Source organism: Streptomyces sp. ADMS, from assembly GCF_033441795.1.
Lineage (GTDB): Bacteria > Actinomycetota > Actinomycetes > Streptomycetales > Streptomycetaceae > Streptomyces.
On record NZ_JAVFVX010000105.1, the window covers coordinates 1 to 26,192 of the forward strand.

At 70.6% G+C, this 26,192-nt stretch carries 21 protein-coding genes; 9 read left to right on the forward strand and 12 right to left on the reverse strand.

What is annotated here, in order from left to right:
• Positions 1 to 153, forward strand: a 153-nt coding sequence (locus RB628_RS32110; protein ID WP_318324148.1) for a rodlin, incomplete at its 5' end; no start/stop codon positions are given.
• A gap of 867 nt (positions 154 to 1,020) precedes the next feature.
• Complete coding sequence (locus tag RB628_RS32115) at positions 1,021 to 1,428, forward strand: rodlin (RefSeq protein ID WP_318324149.1); 408 nt, start codon at positions 1,021 to 1,023, stop codon at positions 1,426 to 1,428.
• A gap of 81 nt (positions 1,429 to 1,509) precedes the next feature.
• Here the strand turns inward: RB628_RS32115 and RB628_RS32120 are convergent, their stop codons facing one another.
• Positions 1,510 to 3,441 (reverse strand): AMP-dependent synthetase/ligase, encoded by a 1,932-nt coding sequence (locus RB628_RS32120; RefSeq protein WP_318324129.1) that lies wholly within the window; start codon positions 3,439 to 3,441, stop codon positions 1,510 to 1,512.
• 170 nt (positions 3,442 to 3,611) lie between these two features.
• Here RB628_RS32120 and aroQ point away from each other — a divergent pair, with 170 nt between their 5' ends.
• Positions 3,612 to 4,208: a gamma subclass chorismate mutase AroQ gene (gene aroQ / locus RB628_RS32125; protein WP_318324130.1), complete on the forward strand. Its 597-nt coding sequence runs from the start codon at positions 3,612 to 3,614 to the stop codon at positions 4,206 to 4,208.
• Between the two features lie 119 nt (positions 4,209 to 4,327).
• Here the strand turns inward: aroQ and RB628_RS32130 are convergent, their stop codons facing one another.
• The 3 genes from RB628_RS32130 to RB628_RS32140 all read right to left on the reverse strand — a co-directional run bounded on the left by RB628_RS32130 (position 4,328) and on the right by RB628_RS32140 (position 9,607).
• Positions 4,328 to 5,926 carry a vWA domain-containing protein gene (locus RB628_RS32130; RefSeq protein ID WP_318324131.1) on the reverse strand — a complete coding sequence of 533 codons (1,599 nt, stop codon included), beginning with the start codon at positions 5,924 to 5,926 and terminating at the stop codon, positions 4,328 to 4,330.
• A gap of 157 nt (positions 5,927 to 6,083) precedes the next feature.
• A complete protein-coding gene (locus RB628_RS32135) occupies positions 6,084 to 6,947 on the reverse strand; it encodes an ABC transporter permease (RefSeq protein WP_318324132.1) in 864 nt (287 codons plus the stop codon).
• On the reverse strand, positions 6,944 to 9,607 hold the full coding sequence (locus tag RB628_RS32140; protein WP_318324133.1) for an alpha/beta fold hydrolase: 2,664 nt from the start codon (positions 9,605 to 9,607) through the stop codon (positions 6,944 to 6,946). The genes RB628_RS32135 and RB628_RS32140 overlap by 4 nt, the downstream gene beginning before the upstream one ends.
• Before the next feature lie 176 nt (positions 9,608 to 9,783).
• On the opposite strand from RB628_RS32140, the gene RB628_RS32145 reads away from it, so the two are divergent.
• Entirely contained in the window at positions 9,784 to 10,200 is a 417-nt protein-coding gene (locus tag RB628_RS32145; protein ID WP_318324134.1) for a GNAT family N-acetyltransferase, read from the forward strand.
• A 175-nt stretch (positions 10,201 to 10,375) separates the two neighbouring features.
• On the opposite strand, the gene RB628_RS32150 is transcribed toward RB628_RS32145, so the two are convergent.
• The 7 genes from RB628_RS32150 to iolC all read right to left on the reverse strand — a co-directional run bounded on the left by RB628_RS32150 (position 10,376) and on the right by iolC (position 19,452).
• Entirely contained in the window at positions 10,376 to 11,722 is a 1,347-nt protein-coding gene (locus RB628_RS32150) for a polysaccharide lyase family 1 protein (protein WP_318324135.1), read from the reverse strand.
• A gap of 515 nt (positions 11,723 to 12,237) precedes the next feature.
• Positions 12,238 to 12,939 carry a 2-phosphosulfolactate phosphatase gene (locus RB628_RS32155; RefSeq protein WP_318324136.1) on the reverse strand — a complete coding sequence of 234 codons (702 nt, stop codon included), beginning with the start codon at positions 12,937 to 12,939 and terminating at the stop codon, positions 12,238 to 12,240.
• Between the two features lie 163 nt (positions 12,940 to 13,102).
• On the reverse strand, positions 13,103 to 14,605 hold the full coding sequence (gene mmsA, locus RB628_RS32160; RefSeq protein ID WP_318324137.1) for a CoA-acylating methylmalonate-semialdehyde dehydrogenase: 1,503 nt from the start codon (positions 14,603 to 14,605) through the stop codon (positions 13,103 to 13,105).
• Between the two features lie 14 nt (positions 14,606 to 14,619).
• Entirely contained in the window at positions 14,620 to 16,512 is a 1,893-nt protein-coding gene (gene iolD / locus RB628_RS32165; protein ID WP_318324138.1) for a 3D-(3,5/4)-trihydroxycyclohexane-1,2-dione acylhydrolase (decyclizing), read from the reverse strand.
• Complete coding sequence (iolB, locus tag RB628_RS32170) at positions 16,509 to 17,351, reverse strand: 5-deoxy-glucuronate isomerase (protein WP_318324139.1); 843 nt, start codon at positions 17,349 to 17,351, stop codon at positions 16,509 to 16,511. The genes iolD and iolB overlap by 4 nt, the downstream gene beginning before the upstream one ends.
• Before the next feature lie 8 nt (positions 17,352 to 17,359).
• Entirely contained in the window at positions 17,360 to 18,244 is an 885-nt protein-coding gene (locus RB628_RS32175; protein ID WP_318324140.1) for a deoxyribose-phosphate aldolase, read from the reverse strand.
• A 257-nt stretch (positions 18,245 to 18,501) separates the two neighbouring features.
• On the reverse strand, positions 18,502 to 19,452 hold the full coding sequence (gene iolC, locus RB628_RS32180; protein ID WP_318324141.1) for a 5-dehydro-2-deoxygluconokinase: 951 nt from the start codon (positions 19,450 to 19,452) through the stop codon (positions 18,502 to 18,504).
• Positions 19,453 to 19,614: 162 nt separating this feature from the next.
• On the opposite strand from iolC, the gene RB628_RS32185 reads away from it, so the two are divergent.
• From RB628_RS32185 to RB628_RS32195, 3 genes are all read left to right on the forward strand, one after another.
• A complete protein-coding gene (locus tag RB628_RS32185) occupies positions 19,615 to 20,553 on the forward strand; it encodes a sugar phosphate isomerase/epimerase (RefSeq protein ID WP_318324142.1) in 939 nt (312 codons plus the stop codon).
• 346 nt (positions 20,554 to 20,899) lie between these two features.
• Entirely contained in the window at positions 20,900 to 21,100 is a 201-nt protein-coding gene (locus RB628_RS32190; RefSeq protein ID WP_318324143.1) for a MarR family transcriptional regulator, read from the forward strand.
• Positions 21,101 to 21,166: 66 nt separating this feature from the next.
• Positions 21,167 to 21,733: a GNAT family protein gene (locus RB628_RS32195; RefSeq protein ID WP_318324144.1), complete on the forward strand. Its 567-nt coding sequence runs from the start codon at positions 21,167 to 21,169 to the stop codon at positions 21,731 to 21,733.
• Here the strand turns inward: RB628_RS32195 and RB628_RS32200 are convergent.
• Complete coding sequence (locus RB628_RS32200; RefSeq protein WP_318324145.1) at positions 21,714 to 22,757, reverse strand: zinc-dependent alcohol dehydrogenase family protein; 1,044 nt, start codon at positions 22,755 to 22,757, stop codon at positions 21,714 to 21,716. The two genes, RB628_RS32195 and RB628_RS32200, sit on opposite strands and share 20 nt — an antisense overlap.
• 152 nt (positions 22,758 to 22,909) lie before the next feature.
• Between RB628_RS32200 and RB628_RS32205 the strand changes: the two genes are divergently transcribed.
• Positions 22,910 to 23,149 carry a heavy-metal-associated domain-containing protein gene (locus RB628_RS32205; protein ID WP_318324146.1) on the forward strand — a complete coding sequence of 80 codons (240 nt, stop codon included), beginning with the start codon at positions 22,910 to 22,912 and terminating at the stop codon, positions 23,147 to 23,149.
• 19 nt (positions 23,150 to 23,168) lie between these two features.
• On the forward strand, positions 23,169 to 25,445 hold the full coding sequence (locus RB628_RS32210) for a heavy metal translocating P-type ATPase (protein ID WP_318324147.1): 2,277 nt from the start codon (positions 23,169 to 23,171) through the stop codon (positions 25,443 to 25,445).
• The last annotated feature ends 747 nt before the right edge of the window (positions 25,446 to 26,192 follow it).

Consider the following 26,192-nt stretch of genomic DNA (forward strand, 5'->3'; position numbering starts at 1 on the left):
GTGCCGATCGCCGTCCAGGACATCCCGATCCTGTCGGCCCCGCAGAACCAGCAGTGTGTCGAGAACTCGACGCAGGCCAAGGGTGACGAGCCGCTGTCACACATCCTCAGCGACATCCCGGTCCTGTCCGGCAACGGCGTCGGCAACAACTGACCGGCACCACCAACACCACCGGCGACAACTGAGCCGGGCGTACGTCCGGCTCTCTTCGAGCCTTCACCAGCGGGCCGCCGGATTCTCGGCGGCCCGCTGGCCTACGTTGCGTCAGGTTACGACGAGACACCCATTGTTCCCGTTTTCCCGTCTTTCCCGCCTGTGCGGCGTCGCGCTGCTGTGCGCGGCGACCGCGATCGGCTGCGGCACTCCCCAGCAGCCGTCCTGAGACCCGCGGGGCGGCGCCGCCCCGCCAAGGGCACCGACATCCTGCTGCCGGGCACGGACGGCCGCAGCACCATCACCGAGAAGGAGCGCCGCAAGTTCCACGCGGTCGGCGTTCCCTGCAACTGCGCGGACGTGATGATGCTCGTCCAGGTGTCCGCCAGGGGCGACCGCGTCGGCGTGACCGGCCTGCCGCGCGACTCTCTCGCCACGATTCCGGCGTACAGACCCAAACCGCCCGGGAATCAGCACCCCGCAAGGTGTCGGCCACACGGACGGAGTTCGCCACGGTGCCGATCGCCGGGTTCAACCCGCCGACGGAGGGCGTCGGTTCGACGCTGCGCCGGGACGCCGTGAAGGTGAAGGCCATGTTCACCAAGGTGCGCGAGGACCGGCCGATCACCGCGGGTGCGGATCCCGGGCCCGGTGATCCGCCGCGGTTCGGGAAGGACGTGCCGGTGCGCGGGAGCGGCCGGGGCGTCCGTGAGCAGGCAGGAGGACGGGGCTCGCGTTCCCGTGAATCTCGGCCCGTACACCTCAATCGTTGGGCCAATCGGGGCAATTACCGCAACCCTGGTCGGGGTTGAACCGTTGATGATCACGCAGCTCCTCACCGGAGTCCGCTTTTCGAAGGGAATGAACATGAAGAAGCTGTGGGCTTCCGCGGCCATCGCCGCCTCCGTCGCCGGCATCTCGGCGACGGCAGCACCCCAGGCCCTGGCGATCGCCAATGACGGTGGCACCACTTCCGTCAGCGGCAACGGCGCCGAGCAGTCGTTCGGCAACTCGGCCACGTTCGGTGACATGAGCCCGCAGCTCTCACTGGTCCAGGGTTCGCTGAACAAGCCGTGTGTGGGCCTCCCGGCCAAGCTCAACGTCGGTTCCGTCGTCGGCGTCGTGCCGATCGCCCTGCAGGACATCCCGATCCTGTCGGCCCCGCAGAACCAGCAGTGTGTCGAGAACTCGACGCAGGCCAAGGGTGACGAGCCGCTGTCGCACATCCTCAGCGACATCCCGATCCTGTCCGGCAACGGCGCCGGCAACAACTGAGTCTCCCCGCTCGGTTGCGGCGGCGGGTCACCGGTTCTCCGGTGACCCGCCGTTCGGCTGTTCCGGCCGGACCTCCCGGCCTCACTTGCTGTACAGCGCCTCGATCTCGGCCGCGTACGCCTCCCGTACCGCGTGGCGCTTGATCTTGAGGGACGGGGTGAGCTGCCCGTTGTCCTCGGTGAACTCGCCCTCGACCAGGGTGAAGGCGCGGATCGACTCGGCCCGGGAGACCGCCGCGTTGGCGTGGTCCACGGCCCGCTGGACGTCGGCGCGCATCCGGGGGTCGCGGATCACCTCGGCCATGGGGGTGTCGGCGGGCATGCCCCGTACGGCGAGCCAGTGGGCGACGGAGTCGGGGGCGAGGGCGATCAGGGCGGCGACGAAGGGGCGGTTGTCGCCGACGACCATGCACTGGCCGATCGGCGCACGGCTGCGCAGCCGGTCCTCCAGGACGGCCGGGGCGACGTTCTTGCCGCCGGAGGTGACCAGGATGTCCTTCTTGCGGCCGGTGATGGTGAGGTAGCCGTCGTCGTCGAGGGCGCCGATGTCGCCGGTCGCGAACCAGCCGTCGCTCAGCACCGCGTCCGTCGCCGCCGGGTTGTTCCAGTAGGCGCCGAAGACGACCGCACCCTTGAGAAGGACCTCACCGTCGTCGGCGATCCGGACGGCGGTGCCGGGGACGGGGAGACCGACCGTGCCGGGGCGGGGGGCCAGGGGCGGGACGAGGGTGGCGGCGGAGGTCGTCTCGGTCAGGCCGTAGCCCTCGTAGACGATGATTCCGGCGGCGTAGAAGAAGAGACTGAGGTCGCGGTCGAGCGGGGAGCCACCGCTGATGGCGTATCGCATGCGCCCGCCCAGTTCCTTGCGGATACGGCGGTACACGAGCAGGTCGTACAGGGCCCAGGCGGCGTAGAGGCCGGGGCCGGGGCCCTTGGCAGCACCGGTGCCGAGGAACTTCTCGAGGTAGGCCTCGGCGAAGCGGACGCCGATGCGGTGGGCGCGGTCGAAGGAGGCGGCGCGGCCCATCTTCTCGGCGGTGGCGCGGCCGGCTGCGTGGATCCGCTCGAAGAGGTACGGGACGCCGACCAGGAAGGTCGGCCTGAACTCCCGCAGCATCGGGCGGAGTTCGTCGGGCTTGATGCTCGGGAAGTGGCCGATCTCGATACGGGCCATCAGACAGCCGATCTGAAGGGCCCGGCCCATGATGTGGGCGAGGGGGAGGAAGAGGAGGGTGGAGGCGGTCTGGCCGGTGACCTCCTTGAAGATCGGGTGCAGCAGCTCGACGACGTTCGCGGCCTCGGCGTGCAGGTTCGCGTGGGTGAGGACGCAGCCCTTCGGCTGTCCGGTGGTGCCGGAGGTGTAGCAGATCGTGGCCGTGGTGTCGGGGGTCAGGGCGGCGCGCCGCTTGGCCACCTCCTCGTCCGGCACGTCCCGTCCCAAGGTGGTGAGTTCGGTCATCGCACCCTCGTCCAGGGTGAGAATGCGCGGGGGTTCGGGATGGTTGGCCGTGCCGGTGGTGACGGTGGCCGTGTTGTCGGGCGTCTCGGTGACGACCAGAAGGCACCCCGAGTCCCTTATGATCCAGTCCACTTGGGCCGCGGACGAGGTGGCGTAGACGGGGACGGTCTGGCCGCCTGCCGCCCAGATCGCGAAGTCCAGGACCGTCCACTCGTAACGGGTACGGGACATCACCGCGACCCGGCCGCCCGGTTCGAGGCCGGCGGCCATCAACCCCTTGGCGGTGGCGGTGACTTCGGCGGCGAAGGAGGCGGCTGTGATCGGTCGCCAGGTGCCGTCGTCGGAGCGGCGGCGCAGGATCACCGCGTCGGGGGCCTCGGCCGCATTCGTGTAGGGCAGGTCGGCGGTGCTGCCCGTGGTGGGGGTCGCCACGATGGTGGCGGCGCGGGCCTCGCGGACGGTGCCGGTGTTCTCGTCGCGGATCAGCTCGACGCGGTGGCGGGCCGCCAGATCGGTGCGCCGCTTCGCCTGCTTCAGATCCCTGCGTACACCCATGACGCTTGCTCCCGGTGACTGGTCCGCTCCTGATCAGAGGTCAAATTACCGGTGCGTAGCAAAAGTTCAATGGGTCGCGCACAAGCAGATGCTCGGAACGCATATTTTGCTGCGTGGCGGTGGGCGACGGTCCGGCGCCGGCTTGACCTCCCCCCACCGAAGGGAACCCCGTGCGGTCCGTTCTTCTCACCGTGTGCGCGTCGGCCGTCGTGGCCGTGTCCGGCGTGGCACCCGCTGCGGCTCACACCTCAACTCCGGTACCCACAGGCAGCGTTGTCCTCTCCCCCACTCCCTCCCTGGCTCCGCTGACCGACCTGTTCGCCGAGCGGCTGCTGGTGGCCGACAAGGTCGCCGCCGCCAAGTACGGCACCGACAGGCCGATCGACGATCCGGTGCGTGAACAGCAGATCCTGGACGACGTCTTGGCGCGGGCCGTCGGGCTCGGGCTCGATCCGGCGGCGGTGGCCGCCGTGTTCCGGGACCAGATCGAGGCGAACAAGGTGGTGCAGCGTGGGTTGTACGCGCGCTGGGACGCGCATCCCGGGCTGCGGCCGACCGAACGGCCTGATCTGGTCAAGGAGGTTCGGCCGATTCTGGATCGGATCACCACTGAGTTGCTGGACGCGCTGCAGGAGACGGAGGGGGTGCGGGCGGGGGAGGCGTGTGAGCCGCGGCTTGTGCTTGCCGCGGCACACTCCGCCTATGGGTACCGGTTGGACGGGTTGCATGTGGCGGGGCTTGGGCGGGCTGTTCCGTCGGTGTGCTGAAAGCTCCGCAGGATGGGCGGTTCGTTGCCTGCGGATCGGCGAGGACCGGTGAGGGCCGGTCGCGCGGTTTCCCGCTCCCCTGAGGGAGCGCTACTCGCACCCCTCGTTCGCCGGCACCGCTAGTCCTCGTAACGGTTCGCCTGCTCTATCGCCTCGGCCAGTTGGCGGACCGCCCTGTCCTCTGTCGTGTCCGCCAACTTGTCGGCCCTGTCTGCCAGTTCGTTGAGGGACGGGGCGGCGGGCAGGGTGGTCCAGGTGTCGTCGCCCCTGCGCAGGGCATCGGCGAAGTAGGCGGCCACCGCTGTGATCTGGAGGCGGGACGGAGCGTCCCAGAGCGCTTCGTCCATCGCTCTCGACTCCAACTGGCCCGATTCCTCGTGGGGTTCGCGGGTCCCGGGGTCGAGCCAGCGGACCGTTGCCGTGGCCAGGTGGCCCGAGGTGGACGGTTTGGTGCGGACGGCGTACAACGCGGTGACCGTGTGGCCGGGGCCAACTTCTCCCCCGTCCACACGGTCGTTGCGGAAGTCGTCGTCGGCGACCCGGCGGTTGTCGTAGCCGATCAGGCGGAACTCGGCGACCGTCTCCGGGTCGAAGGCGACCTGGGCCTTGGCGTCGCGGGCCGTGAGGTCGATGTTGCGCGGGAGCTGCTCGCAGAACACCTCGCGGGCGTCGGACTCGTTCGAGACGTAGGTGGTGTGGCCGTCGCCCTTGTCGGCGAGGCGTTCCATCAGGGCGTCGCCGTAGTCGCTGCCGACGCCGACGCCGAAGAGGGTGATGCCGTGTTCGCGGCGGGCGTCGGAGATGCGGTCGAGGATCGAGCCGGCGTCGGTGTCGCCGGTGTTGGCGAGCGCGTCCGAGACCAGCACGACCCGGTTGGTGGCGCCCTCGCGCAGGCCCTCCACGGCGGTGGCGTACCCGGTGCGGACGCCCGCGCCGAGGTTGGTCGACTCGGTCGGTTCCAGTTCGTCGATCGCGTTGTGGACGCGGTCGCGGTGGTCGTCGAGGCGGGTCATCGGCAAGACCGTCTCGGCCTCGTCGCTGAAGGTGACGATCGCGACCGAGTCGTCGTCCCGCAGCCGGTCCGTCATCACGCCGAGGGAGTCCTTGGCGAGGTCGAGACGGCCGGGCTCGGCCATGGAGCCGGAGATGTCGATGACGAACGTGAGTGCGACCGGTGGGCGCTCGCCCTCCTGCTCGGCGGTGCGGGTGGCGAGGCCCACGCGGACCAGTGACCAGTCCTCGCGCTCGGTGCGGGCGCCGTCGACGGTGACCGAGAAGCCGTTGCCGTCGGGGCGTTCGTAGTCCTGGCGGAAGCTGTTGACGAACTCCTCCGGCCGGACCGTCGACGGGTCGGGGCGGTTGCCGTCGGCGAGGGTGCGGCGCGCATAGCCGTACGAGGCGGTGTCGACGTCGAGGGCGAAGGTGGAGAGGTAGTCGGGGGACGGGGCGAAGTCGCCTTCCGTGTCCCCTTCCATGCTGCCTTCGCGTCCGCTCTGGTCGCCGTCCTGCTGCTCGCCGGAGCCATCGGGCAGGGCGGGCGCATAGCCCGAGCCGCCCCCGGAGTCCTGTTTGCCGCTCTGTCCGTAGTCCTGGCCGCTGTCGCTGCTGCTGCCGTCGCTCGCCCCGCCGCATCCGGTGAGCAGCAGCCCGCTCGCGGCCGTCAGTGCGATCAGCGCGCCTTGCAGGCGCCGTATTCGGCGTGTCCGGTTCTGCTCCATCTGCCGTGCCCCCTCCGTCTGTTGACGTCGGCCGACGTCAACTCCTGTGACTGTGACGGCGGAGGGGGCCGGAATGTGCGGTACGGGGTGTTGCGGATGGATCTCGAAGTGGCCACGGGAGGTGGCCGTCGAGACCGGTGGGTGATCCTCCGTTGACCTAGGAGACGATGTCCTTGCGGGCGAACCCCCGGAAGGCCAGGGCGAACAGGACCAGGGCGTACGTTACGGAAACCGCCGTCCCCTGGATCATGCCGCCCCACTCCGGGCGGGGCTGGATGGCGTCGGCCCAGGCGAACTGCCAGTGCGCCGGCAGGAAGTCGCGCCAGTCGCCGAGGGCCGTCACGGCGTCCAGGACGTTGCCGACGATGGTCAGGCCGACGGCGCCACCGACCGCTCCCAGGGGGGCGTCCGTCTTCGTCGACAGCCAGAACGCCAGTCCCGCGGTGACCAGTTGGGACACGAAGAGGTATCCCACGACCACCACCAGGCGCTGGGCGGCCGTGCCCGCGGCGAGCGAACCGCCGGTGGGGATCTCCAGTGGACCCCAGCCGTAGGCCGCTGTGCCGACCGCGATGGCCACGACCGGCAGCAGCACCATCGCGGCCAGGCTCATACCGAGGGCGACGGCGAGCTTGGACCAGAGGAGGCGGGCGCGCGGCACGGGGGCGGCGAGCAGATAGCGCAGGGAGGACCAGCCGGCCTCCGACGCGACCGTGTCCCCGCAGAACAGGGCGACGGGGATGACGAGCAGGAAGCCCGCGGAGACGAAGAGGTTGACGGCGACGAAGTTGGCGCCGGACGCGGTGGCCGTGTCCATCAGGGTGACCCGGCCGCCGGGGCGGCCGGGCTCGCCGCCGATCGCGAACGCGACGACGAGGATGAACGGCAGCGCGGCGAGGATGCCGCCCATGACGAGCGTACGGCGGCGCTTGAGCTGGCGGACCAGCTCGACGCGCAGGGGCAGTGTCCGCCGGGCGCGGTACCCGTCGGCGGTCTCGGCCCGCTCCACGAGCGTACTCATGCGGAACCTCCGATCAGGGTGAGGAAGGCGTCTTCAAGGCGGCGGTGGGGGCCCACCGACTCCACGGGCACTTCGAGGCGGACGAGTTCGACGACGAGGCGCTGGGCGCTGCCGTCCTCGGGGGCGAGACGGACCAGGAGGCCGTCGTCGGTGCGTACGGCGGAGACGATGCCCGGCAGGGCGGCCACCTTCTCGACGACCGGCTCCTCCACGGGGGTGGTGGTGCCGACGAGCAGGGTGTCGCCGGAGCCGATGATCTCGCTGACCGGGCCCGCCTGGACCAGCTTGCCGCGGTCCATGACGACGAGGTGCGTGCAGGTCTGCTCGACCTCCGCCAGCAGGTGGCTGGAGACGATCACCGTGCGGCCGGCCTCCGCGTACCGGATCATCACCTCGCGCATCTCGCGGATCTGGGGCGGGTCGAGACCGTTGGTCGGTTCGTCGAGGATGAGGAGGTCGGGCATGCCGAGCATGGCCTGGGCGATGGCGAGGCGCTGGCGCATGCCCTGGGAGTACGTGCGGACAGCGCGCGCGAGTGCGTCGCCGAGGCCCGCGATCTCCAGGGCCTCCGCCATGTGGGCGTCCGTGGCCGGGCGGCCCGTCGCCTGCCAGTACAGCTCCAGGTTCTCGCGGCCGGAGAGGTGCGGGAGGAAGCCGGCGCCCTCGACGAAGGCGCCGACGCGGGAGAGGACGGGGGCGCCGGGGCGGATGGCGTGCCCGAAGACGCGGATCTCGCCGCCGTCGGGCTTGATGAGGCCCATCAGCATGCGCAGGGTGGTGGTCTTGCCTGCGCCGTTGGGGCCGAGGAGTCCGAGGACCTGGCCCTTCTCGACGCGGAACGACAGGTCCCGTACGGCGTACTGGTCCGACGACTTCGCGTACCGCTTGCTCAGGTCTGTGATCTGGAGCGGGACTCCGGCCAGCTCGGGGTCCGGGGCGGACGGTGCCGCCGTACGCCGGCGTCCGGACAGGAGCAGGGCCAGGGCGATCGCGGCGCCCGCGAGGGGCAGCCACCACACCCAGGCGGGCAGCGCGGCCGAGGCCGCGGTGACGCCGGAGGCGGTGGGGATCTTCAGGTCGCTCTTGACGGAGACGGTGTAGGTGGCCGGGGCGGCCGGGGACGCGTAGCCGAGGTCCGTGGAGGCGAGGACCAGGCGGAGGCGGTGGCCCTGTTCGACCTCGTGGTCGATGGCCGGGAGGGTGATCGTGACGTCCTTGCCCTCCTTGGCGCCCTCGGCCCTGAGGGGGGTGACGAGCTGGGCGGGCAGGACCTGCTGCGTGCCGTTCGCCGAGACGTCGTACACCTTGGCGAAGAGGACGGCGTCCTCGCTGGTCGACTTGATGTGGACGGTGACCGTGGGGGAACCGGTGATCCGTACGTCGTCGGCGACCGGCGCCGATTCGAAGCGCGCGTTCTGCCCCGGGAAGTCGAGTGAGACGCCGACTCCGAGAGAGGAGAGCTGGGACAGGCCGCCCGCCGCGCCGAGGCCGGGCAGGGAGGAGACGGCGGGCGGGCTGGCGCCGGCCGGGTTGTCGAACGTCTGCTCGCGTCCGGTGAGGGCGAGGGCGCGCTGCCCGTTCTCCAGCCCCGGGTAGGTGTCCGAGGTGGCGCCGCGCAGGGTCGCCGCCCCGTCGGTGGAGTCGACACCGCCGGTGCGGGTGACGCGGAAGGCGGGGCCGGTGTCGGTGCCCTTGTCGTCCTTCAGATACCGGTCGAACCAGGAGGTGACCCGGGACTGGACGCGGTCGGCCTCCATGTCGCCGCCGTCGTGGCCGCCCGCGATCCAGTCGACGCCCACGGGGGCGCCGTTGGCACGGATCGCCTTCGCGGCGGCGTCGGCCTGACCGAGCGGGAAGAGGGAGTCGGTCTGGCCCTGGATCAGCAGGGTGGGCACCTTGATGCGGTCGCCGACGGCGGAGGGCGACCGGTCGGTGAGGAGGGTGGCGGCCTCGGCGTCCGGCTTGCCGGCCTCGGCGACCCTGTCGTACATCTCACACAGCGCGGCCTCGAACTGCTCGCAGCCGCCGCCGGTGTTGATGAAGATGCCGGCCCACTGCTTCTTGAAGACGCCGCCCGGGAACAGGGCGTCCGCGAGGTTCCAGTAGGTGATCGCGGGTGCGATGGCGTCGACCCGCTGGTCGTACCCGGCGGCGAGGAGGGAGATCGCGCCGCCGTAGGAACCGCCGGCCATGCCGACACGCGGGTCGCCGCTCTTGTCGAGCTGGACCTCGGGGCGCTTCGCCAGCCAGTCGATCAGCCGGGAGACGTCGGCGACCTCGGCCTTGGGGTCGTTCAGCCCGATCTTGCCGGTGCTTCTGCCGAAGCCCCGTGCGGACCAGGTCAGCACCGCGTATCCGTCGCGGGCGAGGTCCTGTGCCTGGGACCGTACGTCGTCCTTGCTGCCGCCGAAGCCGTGTCCGAGGAGAACTGCGGGGCGGCGGTCGGAGTCCGGGCCCGCGGTGAAGTACGAGGTGTCGATGCGCACCCCGCCGCCCATGTCGATGACCCGGTCGGCGCGCTGCACCGCGGGCGCGTCGTCCGAGGCGACGGCCGTCCACGTACCGGCACCGGCGAGCAGGACGACGGCGGCCACGACGGCGATCAGCCGTCGTGGCCGCCGGGGCCGCGCTCCTCGCAGTCCGGGCATTCGAAGATCCATGCGTCAACGGTACGGGCCTCCACTGACATCCGGGGCAGCCACCGGTCGGAACCTCCGCCATCCTGCAGGCGTACGGCACGGGTCCGGCGTACACCAGCCGTGGTACGAACGGGCCCGTGGGGATTCGGTCTGTGGAGGTTCGGCCCGTGAAGATTCGGTCTGTGGAGGTTCGGTCTGTGGAGATTCGCCGCGCCATGACGGTCGCCGAGGTGGCTGCCGCCGAGCACCTCTTCGACCACCCGGTCCGTACGGAGTGGACGGAACGCTTCCTGACGTCCGCCGGCCATCACCTGTACCTGGCCCACGAGCCCGGCGAGGACTCCCCCGTCGGCTTTGTGAGCGGCGTCGAGACCGTCCACCCCGACAAGGGCGCAGAGATGCTGCTGTACGAGCTGGGGGTGGCCGAGGCGTACCGGCGCAGGGGGATCGGGCGAGCGCTGGTCCGGCGGCTGGCCGACCTCGGCCGCGAACGCGGCTGCTACGGCATGTGGGTGCTGGTCGACACCGACAACGACGTCGCCCTTGCCACGTATCGGAGCGCCGGCGGGAAGGACGACGGGGCTTGTGCGGTGGTGAGCTGGGAGTTCGGGTAGGGCCTGTCCGGCGGACAAGGCCGGAGGAAAGCAGCGGTGCCTCATCGGCCCCGTGTCTCCGGCATGATCCGCCGGACGGCCCTCCGGGCGCGGAAATCCGTCGTGGTCATGTCAGTGAGGCGACCGGGCCCGCAGTGACCAGCAGCGCCACCCTCAGGCCCGGGCCCCCGTCTCCCTAGGAAAGGACCCCGGCCCCCGTGGTCCTCGCCAGTTCCGTCGCCAGGTTCTTCGCCGTCGTCTGGAGGCCCGTCGTCAGGACCGGCTTCCAGTTGACCGTCGTCTTCAGCTTCTTGGAGTTCGCGGCGTTGTACGCGCCCACGAGATCCGTCGCCGTGCCGTTGACGAGGTTGCCGGTACCCGCGACCGAGCCGGTGCCGTCGCCGCTCAGCAGCTTCGCGGTCCTGCCGCCGGAGGGGAGCTTCCAGGCGTTGTGCTCGGCGACGACCTGCGCCTTGGCCCGGGAGTTGATCGTGTAGAGGGGTGCGTAGCCGTTGAGGGTCGTCGTGTCGAAGTAGTTGTTGTAGATGTGGATCTGGCCGATCCGGGCCAGCGGGGCGCGCTGGACGATGCCCTTCCACACGTTGTGGTGGATGGACACCCGCAGTTTGCCGACGCTGTCGGTGTCGCTGCCGCCGATCAGCATGGTCTTGTCGTGGTTGGTGAACTGGTTGCGTTCGACTGTCACCAGGTCGGAGCCGTTGGTGATGTCGAGGGCGCCGTCGTGGATCTGGTACTCGCGGCCGTAGTACTTCGGGTTGGCGCTGTCGAGGTGCGGCGCGTCGGTGAACGTGTTGTGGTCGGCCCATACGTGGGTCGCCCCGCGCAGGGTGACGGAGTCGTACGCGGAGTTCCAGTTGCCGGTGGAGCCGTCCGTCGGGTCCCACTGCGGGAAGCAGTCCTCGGTGGCGCTGAAGGTCAGGTTCCGGATGATGACGTTGTCGACGTTCTTCACCTGGAGACTGCCGCCGGTGATCCCGGCGTTGGTGCCCGGCACTCCCACCAGGGTGGTGTTGGCCGGCACCTTGAGGACGATGTTCTTCGCCTGCGCGGCCTGGGCGGCGGCCCGCGCCTTCTCCTGCGTACCCGAGGGCACCTTCGAACGGCCGTACGTGGCCGGGTCGTACGCCTTCAGATAGGCGGCGAGCGAGTATCCCGTACCGGCCGCGTAGTCCGCGCAGGTCAGCTTCTTGCCCGCGCCGTTCGTGTTGGCGTCGATGGTGCCCTTGATCTGGATGATCTTCGCCGCCGAGTTGGTCGCGCTGCCCAGCGCCTTCACCAGCTGCGCGCGGGTGCTGACGGTGAAGACGTGCGCGGAGTCGGCCTGCGCGCCACCGGTCGTGCCGGTGCCGGAGGCCGCCCAGCCGTCCTTCGCGGGCAGCACCTGGTGAGCCAGGTCGACGGGACCCGCGTTCGCCGTCATGGCGAACACGGCGGCGCCGAGACCCGCGGCGGCCACGGCCGCGGTGGAGACCAGAACGGCGCGGCGTGTGCGGAGGGAGCGGCGATGGGAAGGGGAAGCCACGGATGAGTCCTTACGTGGTGGTGGAACACGTGCGGTGTGTGAAGCTCCCGTGTGCGGGGCTTTCGACTCATCAGTGGTCGCGGTACACCGGAAAGGTTGCCCCCGAACGCCAGTGATTTTCGAGGCCGGTTGACGAGGGGCAAACCTCACGCCCGCACCCGCACCAGCCCTCTGACAGCACTTCGCCCCGCGGCCATGGCGACGGGGCGACGCGACCGGCGCCGCACTCCGTACACCGGGACCCGCCGGCCCCTCGGAGATGACTTGCCGGCTGCGAGCACCTCGGCACCTGACCTCGCCCGTTCTCCCCCGCAGGGTCATACGAGAGCCATGTCGGCACAAACCCGCAGCTCAGGCCGGCGAAGGCCGCCTCACGCCCGCGAAGCCACCCCTGAGACCACTGGGGTCAGCCGCCTGCCGCCAACCCCGAACCACCGTCGTCGGCTGTGCGGTTGATGCCGCGAACCCGACTTGTCGCCTACTCCCGCATGGTGACGGCAGAACCTCACCAGCGATCAGATCGGAGCGTCGCCGGTCAGCGAGGGTACGGCGCACGGGCGCAGGACCATGAGTGAGCCTTCCGGGCTCGCCGTCATGGCAAAGGGGAACCGGTCGAGCTCAAGGCAGAGTGCGACGTCATCGGGATGGACTCCTTGACGCACTCCCTCCGCCAGCTCGGTGGCGGCGCGCGACTCGGCAGCCCGGCGGAGGAACCCGGCAGGATCCGTCTCAGCGCCGGTGGCTCTTCGGGCGATGTACTGAGCGCACGCCAGATCTTCTTCGGCCCGTCCGTCTTCGCCGGTGACCACGAACGTGACACTGCCACTCTCGCGTGTCCGCAGGAGCCGAGCCGTTGCCTCCGCCACCACGAAGCCGGCGCACAGCACCAGCGACGCCTCCCTGACCGCGAGGGCGCCGACCGTCCCTGCCGTGGTCTTCTGCACAACGGTCCGTCCGCCGAGGTCGACAGACCGCAGCATGCCGGGCGAGTTGACCATGTCGAACCCGGGTGCGGGCGGACCGTCCTTGAGTGCCAGCCAGTCCGGGTGGCCGGCCTTCAGCGCCAGAGCGTCGGCCGGCGACTCGGCGAGGACGATCTTTTCCGCCCCTTGGGCGAAGGCCCAGGCGGCCACGGTGAAAGCACGCATGACGTCGACCACGACCGCCACGGGCGGGGCTTCGGCCAGCTCGCCGATGCCAAGGAAATGAGCGTCCATTCCGATCATGATCGCGCACGCCCGACCCGGGACATCCCGAGCATGACGCACATCACAGAGGCGGCGGGCTCGCGACCCGGTTCGGGATCATGCGGAACTGCGCGGACCGAACAATGCCCGCTGACCAGGGAAGTCCAGGTCAGCGGGCATGTACAGGGGGTACTCAGTGGTTGCGCGGGAAGCCCAGGTCCACGCCCGTGGGGGCGTCCGCCGGGTCGGGCCAGCGGGTCGTGACGACCTTGCCGCGGGTGTAGAAGTGGGTGCCGTCGTTGCCGTAGATGTGGTGGTCCCCGAAGAGGGAGTCCTTCCAGCCGCCGAACGAGTGGTAACCCACCGGGACGGGGATCGGGACGTTGACGCCGACCATGCCGGCCTCGATCTCCAGCTGGAAGCGGCGGGCGGCGCCGCCGTCCCGGGTGAAGATCGCCGTGCCGTTGCCGAAGGGGGAGCTGTTGATCAGCGCCACGCCCTCGTCGTACGTGTCCACGCGGAGCACGCACAGCACCGGGCCGAAGATCTCGTCCTGGTAGGCCTTCGCGGAGGTGGGCACCTTGTCGAGGAGTGAGATGCCGATCCAGTGGCCGTCCTCGAAGCCGTCGACCGTGTAGCCGCTGCCGTCGAGGACGACCTCCGAGCCCTCGGCCGCCGCGCCCGTGACGTACGAGGCCACCTTGTCGCGGTGGACCTTGGTGATGAGGGGGCCCATCTCGGAGGTGGGGTCGTTGCCGGGGCCGATCTTGATCTTCTCTGCCCGCTCGCGGATCTTCTCGACCAGCTCGTCGCCGATCGCGCCGACCGCGACCACGGCCGAGATCGCCATGCAGCGCTCGCCCGCCGAGCCGTAGGCCGCCGACACCGCGGCATCCGCCGCCGCGTCCAGGTCCGCGTCCGGCAGGACCAGCATGTGGTTCTTGGCGCCGCCCAGGGCCTGGACGCGCTTGCCGTTCGCCGAGGCCGTGGTGTGGATGTAGCGGGCGATCGGGGTCGAGCCCACGAACGAGACCGCCTTGACGTCCGGGTGGTCGAGGAGACGGTCGACCGCCACCTTGTCGCCGTGGACGACGTTGAAGACGCCGTCGGGCAGGCCGGCCTCGGACAGCAGTTCGGCGAGCTTCATGGCCGCCGACGGGTCCTTCTCGGACGGCTTCAGCACGAAGGTGTTGCCGCACGCGATGGCCATCGGGAACATCCACATCGGCACCATGGCCGGGAAGTTGAACGGCGTGATGCCGGCGACGACACCCAGCGGCTGACGGATCGACGAGACGTCGACACGGCTCGCCACCTCCGTCGACAGCTCACCCTTCAGCTGCACGGTGATACCGCACGCGAGTTCGACGATCTCCAGGCCGCGCGCGACCTCGCCGAGCGCGTCGCTGTGCACCTTGCCGTGCTCGGCGGTGATCAGCTCGGCGATCGCGTCGCGGTTGGCGTCCAGCAGCGCGCGGAACTTGAAGAGAATGGTGCTCCTCTTCGCGAGCGAGGACTTGCCCCAGGTCGCGTACGCGTCCTTGGCCGCCGCTACCGCCGCGTCGACCTCGTCGACGGTCGCGAAGGCGACGTTCGTGGTGACCGCGCCGGTCGCGGGGTCGGTGACCGGCCCGTACGTGCCCGACGCGCCCTCGACGGTCTTGCCGCCGATCCAGTGGTTGACGATCTTCGTCATGCCCAGGTTCTCCTTCACAGATGGCGGCGTCGGGTAGAGACGTGCCGTTCGTACAGCTCACGTGCCTTGACCGCCGACGGGCGGGTCGCGGTCTCGGCCACAGGAACATCCCACCAGGCCTGCGCCGGAGGCGCGCCCGACACTGTGTCTGCCGTTTGGGTCTCGACGTAGACACAAGTGGGAGTGTCGGCGGCACGGGCCTCGGCGAGCGCCGCCCGCAGCTCCCGTACCGTCTTCGCGCGCAGGACGCGCATGCCCAGGCTCGCCACGTTGGCGGCCAGGTCCACGGGCAGCGGAGCGCCCGTGTAGGTACCGTCGTCCGCCTGGTAGCGGTAGGCGGTGCCGAAGCGCTCGCCGCCCACCGACTCCGACAGACCGCCGATGGACGCGTAGCCGTGGTTCTGGATCAGGAGGATCTTGATCGCGATCCCCTCCTGTACGGCCGTCACGATCTCCGTCGGCATCATCAGGTACGTGCCGTCGCCCACCAGCGCCCATACGGGACGCTCGGGCGCCGCCAGCTTCACACCGATCGCGGCCGGGATCTCGTACCCCATGCAGGAGTAGCCGTATTCGAGGTGGTACTGGTCCCGCGACCGCGCGCGCCAGAGTTTGTGCAGGTCGCCGGGGAGCGAGCCGGCCGCGTTGATGATGACGTCCGACTCGTCGGCGATCTCGTCCAGCGCGCCCAGTACCTGCGGTTGCGTCGGGCGGACATCCGGCTCGTCGGCCTCGTAGGCGGCGTCGACGCGCATTTCCCAGCGCTGCTTGTCCTCGGTGTACTCGGCGGCGTACGCCTCCGCGACCCGGTGCTCGTACGGCGCGAGCGCCTCCGTCAGCTGCCGCAGGCCGCTGCGGGCGTCCGCGATCAGCGGGGCGGCCGAGAGCTTGTGGCCGTCGTACGGGGCGATGTTGAGGTTCAGGAAGCGGACGTCCGGCGCTGCGAACAGGGTGCCCGAGGCCGTGGTGAAGTCCGTGTAGCGGGTGCCGACGCCTATCACCAGGTCGGCTGTGCGGGCGAGTTCGTCCGCCGTCGCCGTGCCGGTGTGTCCGATGCCGCCGACGTCCTGGGGGTGGTCGTGGTGGAGCGAGCCCTTGCCGGCCTGGGTGGACGCGACGGGGATGCGGGTCGCCGCGGCGAACTCCGCCAGCACGTCCTCCGCGCGGCTGTGGTGGACTCCGCCGCCCGCGACGATCAGGGGGCGGCGGGCGGCGCGGATCGCCCGTACCGCTGCCGTCAGTTCGTCGGGGTCGGCGGCCGGGCGGCGTACGTGCCACACGCGGTCGGCGAAGAACTCGTCCGGCCAGTCGTACGCCTCGGCCTGAACGTCCTGCGGGAGCGCGAGAGTTACGGCGCCCGTCTCGACGGGGTCCGTCAGCACCCGCATCGCCTGCAGCGCGGCCGGGATCAGCGCCTCGGGGCGCGTGACACGGTCGAAGTACCTGGACACCGGGCGCAGGCAGTCGTTGACCGACACATCGCCCGCGTACGGGACTTCGAGCTGCTGGAGGACCGGGTCCGCCGGGCGGGTCGCGAAGGTGTCGCCGGGGAGGAGCAGGACCGGGAGGTGGTTGATCGTGGCGAGCGCGGCGCCGGTGACCAGGTTGGTCGCGCCCGGGCCGATCGACGTCGTCACGGCGTGCGTGGAGAGGCGGTTGGACTGACGGGCGAAGCCTACTGCCGCGTGCACCATGGACTGTTCGTTGCGGCCCTGGTGGAACGGCATGTCGCCCGCGCACTCGACGAGCGCCTGGCCGAGGCCGGCGACGTTCCCGTGGCCGAAGATGCCCCAGGTGGCCTCGATGAGGCGGTGGCGGACGCCGTCGCGCTCGGTGTACTGGGCGGCCAGGAAGCGTACGAGCGCCTGCGCGACCGTGAGCCTCGTCGTTGAGGTCTGCACCGTCATCGGTATCCCTCCGTATGGTCCGGGTGGAAGCAGATCCGCCACTCCCGCGTCTCGCCCGGGCCCGCCATGACGTTGAGGTAGTACATGTCGTGGCCGGGCTGGGCGATGGACGGGCCGTGCCATCCGTCGGGTACGAGGACGGCGTCGCCGGAGCGGACCTCCGCGAGGACGTCGGATCCGCCCTCACGGGAAGGGGATACGCGCTGATAGCCGAAACCGTTCGGGCCGTCGATCTCGAAGTAGTAGATCTCCTCCAACTCCGCTTCCACGCCCGGCCGTTGCTCGTCGTGCTTGTGCGGCGGGTACGAGGACCAGTTGCCGCCGGGGGTGATGACCTCGACGGCGATCAGCTTGTCGCAGTCGAAGGCGTCGGCGGAGGCGAAGTTGCGGACGTGCCGCGTGCGGTTGCCGGTGCCGCGTTCTTCGAGGGGAACCTCCGGCGCGGGGCCGTAGCGAGCGGGGAGTCGTCGCCCGCACTTCGCTCCTGCCAGGGCGAAGCGGCCTCCCGCGCCGGAGGCGATCATTGCCCGGGCGTCCCGGGGTACGTACGCGAAGTCGGTGACCGACGCGAACACGCTTTCCCTGCCCAGGAGTTGGAACTCGTCGTGCGTCGTGTCGTCCTCTACTCGCACCGTACAACCGCCACTCAGCGGGAGCACGATCCACTCGCTGTCGCCGCTGGTGAAGGTGTGCGTGCCACCGGGGGCCAACTCCACGATGCGCAGGCTGCTGTGGGTCCAGCCGGCCCTCTTGGGGTCGATGTCGACGACGTACCGCTCGTTCGCGGACGTACCGCGTTCGACGTACAGGTCGTTGCCGATGTCGCTGTCGCTGGTCATCGCGCGCCTCACAGCAGTCCGACGGCGGTGTCCACGGCGGCGGCCACCTCGCCGTCCGCCGGGTACATCAGCGAGCGGCCGACCACCAGGCCCTGGACGGTGGGGAGCTGGAGCGCACCGCGCCACTTCTCGTACGCACCCTCCTGGTCGTCCCCGACCTCGCCGCCGAGCAGCACGGCGGGCAGGGTGGAGGTCTGCATGACCTCGGCCATGTCGTCCGGGTTCTCGGTGACGGGAATTTTCAGCCAGGTGTACGCCGAACTGCCGCCCAGGCCCGACGCGATGGCGATGGACTTGGTGACGGCCTCGGCGGAGAGGTCGTTGCGGAGCTTGCCGTCGGGCCCGCGCCTGCTGATGAACGGCTCGACGAAGAGCGGGAGTCGGCGCTCCGCCATCGCGTCTATCGCGTGGGCCGTGGACTCCAGGGTGGTGAGGGAGCCCGGGTCGTCGTAGTCGATGCGCACGAGCAGCTTGCCGGCGTCGAAACCGAGGCGTGCCATGTCCTCGGGGCGGTGGCCGGTGAAGCGGTCGTCGAGTTCGAAGCTGGCGCCGGAGAGGCCGCCGCGGTTCATCGACCCCATGACGACCTTGCCGTCGAGGGCGCCGAGGAGGAGCAGGTCGTCCAGGATGTCGGCGGTCGCGAGGACACCGTCGACACCGGGACGGGACAGGGCAAGGCACAGACGTTCGAGCAGGTCGGCGCGGTTGGCCATGGCCAGCTTGCGGTTGCCGACCCCGAGGGCGCCGCGGGCCGGATGGTCGGCGGCGACGATCATCAGCCGCCCGGAGTCCCCGAGGAGGGGCCGCCGGGTCCGCCGGGCGGCGGCCTCCGCGATGGCCTCGGGGTGGCGGGCGCGGGTGGCGGCAAGGGCGGAGATGTCGACGGGGCTCAACGGATCACTGGCCGGGCGGCTCCCTGGCTCAGCCGCTCGACCGGCCGACGGCCCAGCCACCGAACCACTCACCGGCTCACCCATCCCGCCGGCCGACGGCCCGGCCACCGAACCACCCGCCCGGTCAGCCACCCCACCAGTCGACGGCCCAGCCACGGAACCACTCACCGGCTCACCCATTCCGCCGGCCGACGGCCCAGCCACCAGACCACTTGTCGGCTCAGTCACCGAACCCCTCCCACCCTGGGCGTCGGCGCTCACAGAACCGCTCCCGCCGCGAGTGCCGCCTCGACCTCGGTCGGGGTGGGCATCGCCGACGAGCACTCCAGGCGGGAGGCGACGATCGCGCCGGCCGCGTTGGCGTGGCGCATGATGCGCTCCAGGTCCCAGCCTTCGAGGAGGCCGTGACAGAGGGAGCCGCCGAAGGCGTCGCCGGCACCGAGGCCGTTGAGGACGTTCACCGGGAGCGGGGGCACCTCGGCCGTCTCGCCCTTGCTGTTGACGGCGAGAACACCCTTCGGGCCCTGCTTGACGACCGCCAGTTCGACTCCGGCGTCGAGGAGGGCGCGGGCTGCGGCGTGCGGCTCCCGTACGCCGGTCGCCACCTCCACCTCGTCCAGGTTGCCTACGGCGACCGTGCTGTGGCGCAGCGCCTCGGTGTAGAAGGGGCGCGCCGACTCCGGGTCCGTCCAGAACATGGGGCGCCAGTCGAGGTCGAAGACCGTCGTACCGGACTTCGCGCGGTGGGCGAGGGCGGACAGGGTCGCCGTGCGGCTGGGCTCCTCGCTCAGGCCGGTGCCTGTCACCCAGAAGATCTTCGTTTCGCGGACCGCGTCCAGGTCCACCTCATGGGCGTCGATCTCGAGGTCCGGCGCCTTGGGCTGCCGGTAGAAGTACAGCGGGAAGTCGTCCGGCGGGAAGACCTCGCAGAACGTGACCGGGGTGTTGAGGCCGGGGACCGACGTGACCCAGCGGTCGTCGACGCCGAAGTCGCGCAGGGCCTCGTGCAGGTAGAGCCCGAAGGCGTCGTCACCGGTCCGGGTGATCACCGCGGTGCTCCGCCCGAGGCGGGACGCGGCGACCGCGACGTTCGTCGCCGACCCCCCGAGGAACTTTCCGAAGGACGTCACCTGGGCGAGCGGCACACCGGTCTGCAGTGGATACAGGTCCACTCCGATCCGCCCCATGGTGATCAGGTCGTACGCCATCGAGTTCCCTTCGCTCTTCTTCGGCTCACGCGGCTCGCCCGGCGACTCGCACAGCGGCTCGCCCTCAGGTCTAGCCCGCCGCCCGGAGCCCTGTCAATAGTTTGTCCGGACATTCGGACCAGACCTTGACACGTGTCCCGGCGTCAGCTGAAGCTGACGCCCATGACTACGGTGTCCCCTTCCTCCTCTTCCTCCCGGCCAGGTCCCCCGCTGTCACGCATCCGGATCGGCTCGGCGCCCGACTCCTGGGGCGTGTGGTTCCCGGACGACCCGCAGCAGGTTCCCTGGCAGCGCTTCCTCGACGAGGTCTCACAGTCCGGCTACGAGTGGATCGAGCTGGGCCCGTACGGGTACCTGCCGACCGACCCCGCCGTCCTCACCGAGGAGACGGCCAGGCGCGGCCTGAAGGTGTCCGCCGGCACGGTCTTCACCGGGCTGCACCACGGCGAGTCCGTCTGGGAGAAGACCTGGGCGCACGTCGCGGACAACGCGGTGCTCGCCCAGGCCATGGGCGCGTCCCACCTGGTGGTCATCCCGTCCTTCTGGCGGGACGACAAGACCGGTGAGGTGCTGGAGCCGGACACGCTGACGCCCGAGCAGTGGCGCAACCTGACCACGCTGACCGAGCGTCTCGGCCACGAGGTGCGGGAGCGGTACGGCCTGCAGATCGTCGTCCACCCGCACGCCGACACGCACATCGACAGCGAGGCGAACGTCACACGCTTCCTCGACGGCACGGACTCGTCGCTCGTCTCGCTGTGCCTGGACACCGGCCACTACGCCTACTGCGGCGGCGACAGCGTCAAGCTGATCGAGACCTACGGCGAGCGGATCGGCTACCTGCACCTCAAGCAGGTCGACCCGGAGATCCTCGCGGACGTACGGGCGAACGAGGTCCCGTTCGGCCCGGCGGTCGCCCGCGGCGTCATGTGCGAACCCCCGGCCGGCGTACCGGAGCTGGGGCCGGTCCTGGCCGCCGCCCAGAAGCTGGACGTGGACCTGTTCGCGATCGTCGAGCAGGACATGTACCCGTGCGAGCCGGACAAGCCGCTGCCGATCGCGCAGCGGACGCGGGCGTTCCTCCGGTCCTGCGGAGCGTGACGCTCCGCAGGACCGGCGTTCATCGGTCTGCGGGTCAGCGGGGGCTTCGCGCAGTTCCCCGCGCCCCTTCGGGGGCGCCGCCTAGCGGCGTGCGCCCTCGCAGGTCAACTTGACACTCCGGTCCGCGGGCGGACGCCTTTGCTTCACTTGTGTCACAAGTACTCCTCTCCTGTCACACATGTCGCGTGTACGCGGATTATGTGTCACGCCACGTCAACGGGCATCGACCCAGGGTCACCAGAAGTCGTTCAACGGGCAAAGGCTTTGTGATCGCCAGCGCAGCGTCCGGCTCCCCCGACGGCCGACCCTGGCCGACCCCGTGACGCGCGCGCAGGGAGGTGCACCGATGACCGACCGACGGCTCTGGTCGTACAAAGAGATCGCCGCACACATCCGCGTCCAGCCGGACACCGTGCGCTCGTACCGCAAACACGGTCTGCTGCCCACGCCCGACCACGTGGAGAGCGGAAAACCCTACTGGTACGCGGACACGGTACGGGCGTGGGTCGCGTCCCGGCCGGGCAACCGCGGCCGAAGAGACGACTGAGGGGATATCCACCTGTGCCCCACCCACGAGTGGGGCACAGTTCGTCGTACGAGTCGTTCGAACGCCGTGGATTTCTCCGTCAAACCCGTCCTCACCGGCGGCAGGACCGTACTGCGGCCGTTCACCGAGGCCGACGCCGAGGTGATCGCCGGGATCGTCGAGGACCCCGAGGTCATCCGCTTCACCTTCGAGCCGGACACCGTGATCACCCCGGAGAGCCTGCGTTCCTGGTACGGCTCCCGGTCCGCCCGGACCGACCGCCTCGACCTCGCCGTCACCGACCGCGCCTCCGGCGAAGTCGTGGGCGAGGTCGTGCTGTACGAGTGGAATCCGGCCGCCCGCAGCTGCACCTTCCGCACACCGCCGGGGCCGAGGGGCCGTGGACGCGGCCTCGGCACCGAGGCGACGCGGCTCATCGTGGCGTACGGCTTCGAGCAACTCGGTCTGCACCGCATCGAGTCGCAGGCCTACGCCCACAACCACCGGGCCCTGCGCGTGTACGAGAAGGTCGGCTTCGTGGTGGAGGGGGTGCGCCGGGAGGTCCAGTTGCGGCACGGCGAGTGGGCCGACGAGGTACTGATGGCGGTCCTCGACCACGAGTGGGCGGGCCTCGTCAGCGCCACGGCTCGATGACGGTCACCCCCGCACCCGGCGCCGTGTCCATCGCGGCGAGTGCGGCGGGCGTCTCGTCCAGCGTGATGGTGGACGTGACCAGCAGGTCCGGCCGCAGCACACCGGCCCGTACCAGCTCCAGCATCGGCGGGTAGGTGTGGGCGGCCATGCCGTGGCTGCCGAGGAGTTCGAGTTCCAGGGCGACCGCGCGGGCCATCGGTACGGGTGTCGAGCCGGTGGACGACGGCAGCAGGCCGACCTGGACATGGCGGCCACGGCGCCGCAGGCCGTTCACCGAGGCCGCGCAGGTGACCGGCGAGCCGAGCGCGTCCAGCGACAACCGGGCACCGCCGCCGGTCAGTTCACGTACGGCCGCTGCCGTGTCGTCGGTCGTCGCCGCGTTCACGCACTCCGCCGCGCCGAACCTCCGCGCCAGTTCCAGTGCTCCGGGGGACACGTCGACCGCGACGACCCGGGCACCGGCGGCGGCGGCGATCATCACGGCGGACAGTCCGACACCGCCGCACCCGTGCACGGCGACCCACTCCCCCGCCGCCACCCGCCCCTGCTGGACCACCGCCCGGTACGCCGTCGCGAACCGGCAGCCCAGCGAGGCCGCCGTGTCGAAGGACATCCCGTCCGGCACGGCGACGAGGTTCACCTCGGCGTGGTCCAGCGCCACGAACTCCGCGAACGAACCCCAGTGCGTGAACCCCGGCTGGGTCTGCCGCTCGCACACCTGCTGGTCACCGGCCGCGCAGGAGGGGCAGCTCCCGCAGGCGCAGACGAAGGGCACCGTGACCCGGTCCCCGGCCCGCCAGCCGCTCACCCCGGCGCCGACCGCCGCGACGACACCGGCGAGCTCGTGGCCGGGCACGTGCGGCAGCGCGATGTCGGGGTCGTGGCCCGACCAGCCGTGCCAGTCGCTCCGGCACAGCCCGGTGGCCTCGACCCGCACCACGACCCCGTGCGGCGCGGGCACCGAGTCCGGCACCTCACGCACCTCGGCCGGCTCCCCGTACCGCTCGAACACCACCGCACGCATGGGCCCCTCGCCTTCACAGTCGCCGTCCACTACACCGGAGATCTTGCCACTGTCATGAATCAAGTACCCCCCAGGGGTATAGTAGAGTGAGACTCACAGGGCACGTACGCCACGATGACGCCCTCCACGACGCCTCGAAGAGGAGCAACGACATGACCGCCCAGACCGATACCCAGGGTTCCGTCACCACCGTCTACCAGGTGACCGGCATGAGCTGCGGGCACTGCGAGGGCTCGGTCTCGGCCGAGATCTCCGAGCTCGCCGGTGTCACCTCCGTGAAGGCCGTCGCCGCCACCGGCGAGGTCACCGTGGTGTCCGAGGCCCCGCTCGACGAGGCCGCCGTCCGCGCCGCGGTCGACGAAGCGGGCTTCGAGCTCGCCGGCCGGGTCTGACCGGACGGACGCGGCGACCATGACCAGTACCAGCACCGAGACGCCGACAGCCACGCCCCACGAGGTCGAGCTGGCCATCGGCGGGATGACGTGTGCCAGCTGCGCGGCCCGCGTCGAGAAGAAGCTCAACCGCATGGACGGCGTTTTCGCCACGGTCAACTACGCGACGGAGAAGGCGAGGATCGCGTACGCGGACGGAGTGGGCGTCGACGACCTGATCGCCACCGTCGTGAAGACGGGGTACGCGGCCGAGGAGCCGCCCCCGCCGGTCGTCGTCGACGAGACGGGCGCGGCAGAGCGGGACGGGGACCCCGAACTGACCGGTCTGCGGCAGCGGCTCGTCGTCTCCGTGCTGCTCGCCGCGCCCGTCGTCCTGATGTCCATGATTCCGGCGCTTCAGTTCGACAACTGGCGGTGGCTCGCGCTGACGCTCGCCTCGCCGGTCGTCGTCTGGGGCGGACTGCCGTTCCACCGGGCCGCGTTCACCAACGCGCGGCACGGCGCGGCCACCATGGACACCCTGGTGTCGGTCGGCACGCTCGCCGCGTACGGCTGGTCCCTGTGGGCGCTGTTCTGGGGCGACGCGGGCAGGCCCGTGATGCCGGGGATGGACGGGATGGGGATACGGGAGAGCTTCTCGTTCACCGCCTCGCGCACCGGCGGCACCTCGGAGATCTACCTCGAAGTCGGCGCCGGAGTCATCGCGTTCATCCTGCTCGGCCGCTATCTGGAGGCCCGCGCCAAGCGCCGCTCCGGCGCGGCCCTGCGGGCGCTCATGGAACTGGGCGCGAAGGACGTCTCGGTGCTGCGCGACGGGCGTGAAGTGCGGATTCCCGTGGGCGAGCTGGCGATCGGTGACCGGTTCGTGGTGCGGCCCGGGGAGAAGATCGCCACCGACGGTACGGTCGTCGAGGGTGTCTCGGCGGTCGACGCGTCGATGCTGACCGGCGAGTCCGTGCCCGTCGACGTGGGTGCCGGGGACGCCGTGACGGGCGCGACCGTGAACGCCGGGGGCCGGCTGGTCGTCGAGGCCACCCGGGTCGGCGCGGACACCCAGCTCGCGCGGATGGCCCGGCTGGTGGAGGACGCGCAGAACGGCAAGGCCGAGGTGCAGCGGCTCGCCGACCGGATCTCCGGGATCTTCGTCCCGGTGGTGCTGGTGATCGCACTCGGTACGTTCGGTGTCTGGCTCGGTGTCACGGGTGACACCGTGGCCGCCTTCAGCGCCGCCGTCGCCGTCCTGATCATCGCCTGCCCCTGTGCGCTGGGCCTGGCCACCCCGACGGCACTGATGGTCGGCACCGGGCGCGGGGCGCAGCTCGGCATCCTCATCAAGGGTCCCGAGGTCCTGGAGTCCACGCGCCGCGTCGACACGATCGTGCTGGACAAGACGGGCACGGTGACCACGGGCCGTATGACCCTCCAGGAGGTGTACGTCGCCGAGGGCGCCGACGAGAAGCAGGTGCTGCGGCTCGCGGGCGCCGTCGAGCACGCCTCCGAGCACCCGGTCGCCCGGGCGGTGGCCGCGGGGGCGGCGGAGCGCGTCGGGACGCTGCCGGAGGCCGAGTCCTTCGAGAACGTGCCCGGACGGGGCGTACGCGGCCGCGTCGACGGCCACGAGGTGACCGTGGGACGGCTCGTGGACGGACTGTCGGGGCCGTTGCCGCAGGAGTTGGCCCATGCGAAGGCGGAGGCCGAGAGCGGCGGACGTACGGCCGTCGTCGTCGCCTGGGACGGCCGGGCGCGCGGTGTCCTCACCGTCGCCGACGCGGTCAAGGAGACCAGCGCCGAGGCCGTGCGCGAGTTGCGCGCCCTGGGCCTCACACCGGTGCTGCTGACCGGGGACAACCGGGCGGTGGCCCAGGCGGTGGCGGAGGCCGTCGGGATCGACCAGGTGATCGCGGAGGTCCTGCCCGAGGAGAAGGTGGACGCCGTACGACGGCTGCAGGACGAGGGGCGGACCGTCGCGATGGTGGGCGACGGGGTGAACGACGCGGCGGCACTGGCCACCGCCGATCTGGGCCTGGCGATGGGTACGGGCACGGACGCGGCGATCGAGGCGAGCGACCTGACGCTGGTGCGCGGGGATCTGCGGGTGGCCGCCGACGCCATCCGGCTGTCCCGGAGGACGCTCGCGACCATCAAGGGCAATCTCGTCTGGGCCTTCGGCTACAACGTGGCCGCGCTGCCGCTGGCCGCCGCCGGACTGCTGAATCCGATGATCGCGGGGGCGGCGATGGCCTTCTCCTCGGTGTTCGTGGTGACGAACAGCCTCCGACTGCGCACGTTCCGCTGAGATCGGCCCGGGTCCGCCCGAAGTTACCCGCAGTACGCGCAAGTAGGTGTCATAGTCCCTATGGAGTCCGACGCGAGCCTCACATAAGCTCTTCACAAGGCTCCCGCATCTTCCTTACGCTTGGGCCCCGGTCGCGACAACCGGGATCTGACGTATCTGACGGACATGTGCGAGAGACGCGGATCACAGTGCTGCGAACGTAACCATCGAAGGGGTTCGAAGGTCTAAGTTGGCGATGTCAGACCAGCGTCTTGGGGGGCGTCGGCTGGCGTCTGGGGATGTCTTGGGGGACGTCCTCGGAGATGCGTTGCCGGGACACGCACACCGGGAAGCTTGAGCGGCCCACCCCAGCGTGCGCGTCCCGGCAGATCGCACACAGCAGGAGTACGACGAGTTTTGCTCGTTCTGCTCAACAACCGCTACGGCGGTCAGCACAACAACGGCTGCTTCGGCGGCCCGCACACCAGTGATAGCGAATTCAGGCGCTGTCCTCCGAAACGCCCGGCCGGATCCCGTGGGGGGAATCCGCACCGGGACATGGGAAGGCGCCCTGTACGCCGGCCCGTGGGGGGACCGTCGGCAGGGCGCCTTCCGCTTTTTCCAAACAGGTCCGCGAAGTCAGGTGCGGTAGTCCCGCGCCCCCGAAGGGGCGCGGGACTGTGCCCATATGCGGCTGCATGCGGCTCCGCCGCGATGGGGGTTCCCCACTCTCGGCTTCTCCCCCCAGGCCTTAAGGCCTGGGGGGAG

What these genes read in the sequence shown, in the direction of transcription:
- iolC (WP_318324141.1), bottom strand. Translation starts at nt 19,452, where the DNA reads ATGGCGTACGACCTGATCACCATGGGGCGGATCGGAGTGGACCTGTAT.
- RB628_RS32135 (WP_318324132.1), bottom strand. Translation starts at nt 6,947, where the DNA reads ATGAGTACGCTCGTGGAGCGGGCCGAGACCGCCGACGGGTACCGCGCC.
- RB628_RS32120 (WP_318324129.1), bottom strand. Translation starts at nt 3,441, where the DNA reads ATGGGTGTACGCAGGGATCTGAAGCAGGCGAAGCGGCGCACCGATCTG.
- mmsA (WP_318324137.1), bottom strand. Translation starts at nt 14,605, where the DNA reads ATGACGAAGATCGTCAACCACTGGATCGGCGGCAAGACCGTCGAGGGC.
- RB628_RS32190 (WP_318324143.1), top strand. Translation starts at nt 20,900, where the DNA reads ATGACCGACCGACGGCTCTGGTCGTACAAAGAGATCGCCGCACACATC.
- RB628_RS32185 (WP_318324142.1), top strand. Translation starts at nt 19,615, where the DNA reads ATGACTACGGTGTCCCCTTCCTCCTCTTCCTCCCGGCCAGGTCCCCCG.
- iolD (WP_318324138.1), bottom strand. Translation starts at nt 16,512, where the DNA reads ATGACGGTGCAGACCTCAACGACGAGGCTCACGGTCGCGCAGGCGCTC.
- RB628_RS32155 (WP_318324136.1), bottom strand. Translation starts at nt 12,939, where the DNA reads ATGGACGCTCATTTCCTTGGCATCGGCGAGCTGGCCGAAGCCCCGCCC.
- RB628_RS32130 (WP_318324131.1), bottom strand. Translation starts at nt 5,926, where the DNA reads ATGGAGCAGAACCGGACACGCCGAATACGGCGCCTGCAAGGCGCGCTG.
- RB628_RS32205 (WP_318324146.1), top strand. Translation starts at nt 22,910, where the DNA reads ATGACCGCCCAGACCGATACCCAGGGTTCCGTCACCACCGTCTACCAG.
- iolB (WP_318324139.1), bottom strand. Translation starts at nt 17,351, where the DNA reads ATGACCAGCGACAGCGACATCGGCAACGACCTGTACGTCGAACGCGGT.
- RB628_RS32210 (WP_318324147.1), top strand. Translation starts at nt 23,169, where the DNA reads ATGACCAGTACCAGCACCGAGACGCCGACAGCCACGCCCCACGAGGTC.
- RB628_RS32140 (WP_318324133.1), bottom strand. Translation starts at nt 9,607, where the DNA reads ATGGATCTTCGAATGCCCGGACTGCGAGGAGCGCGGCCCCGGCGGCCA.
- RB628_RS32200 (WP_318324145.1), bottom strand. Translation starts at nt 22,757, where the DNA reads ATGCGTGCGGTGGTGTTCGAGCGGTACGGGGAGCCGGCCGAGGTGCGT.
- RB628_RS32115 (WP_318324149.1), top strand. Translation starts at nt 1,021, where the DNA reads ATGAAGAAGCTGTGGGCTTCCGCGGCCATCGCCGCCTCCGTCGCCGGC.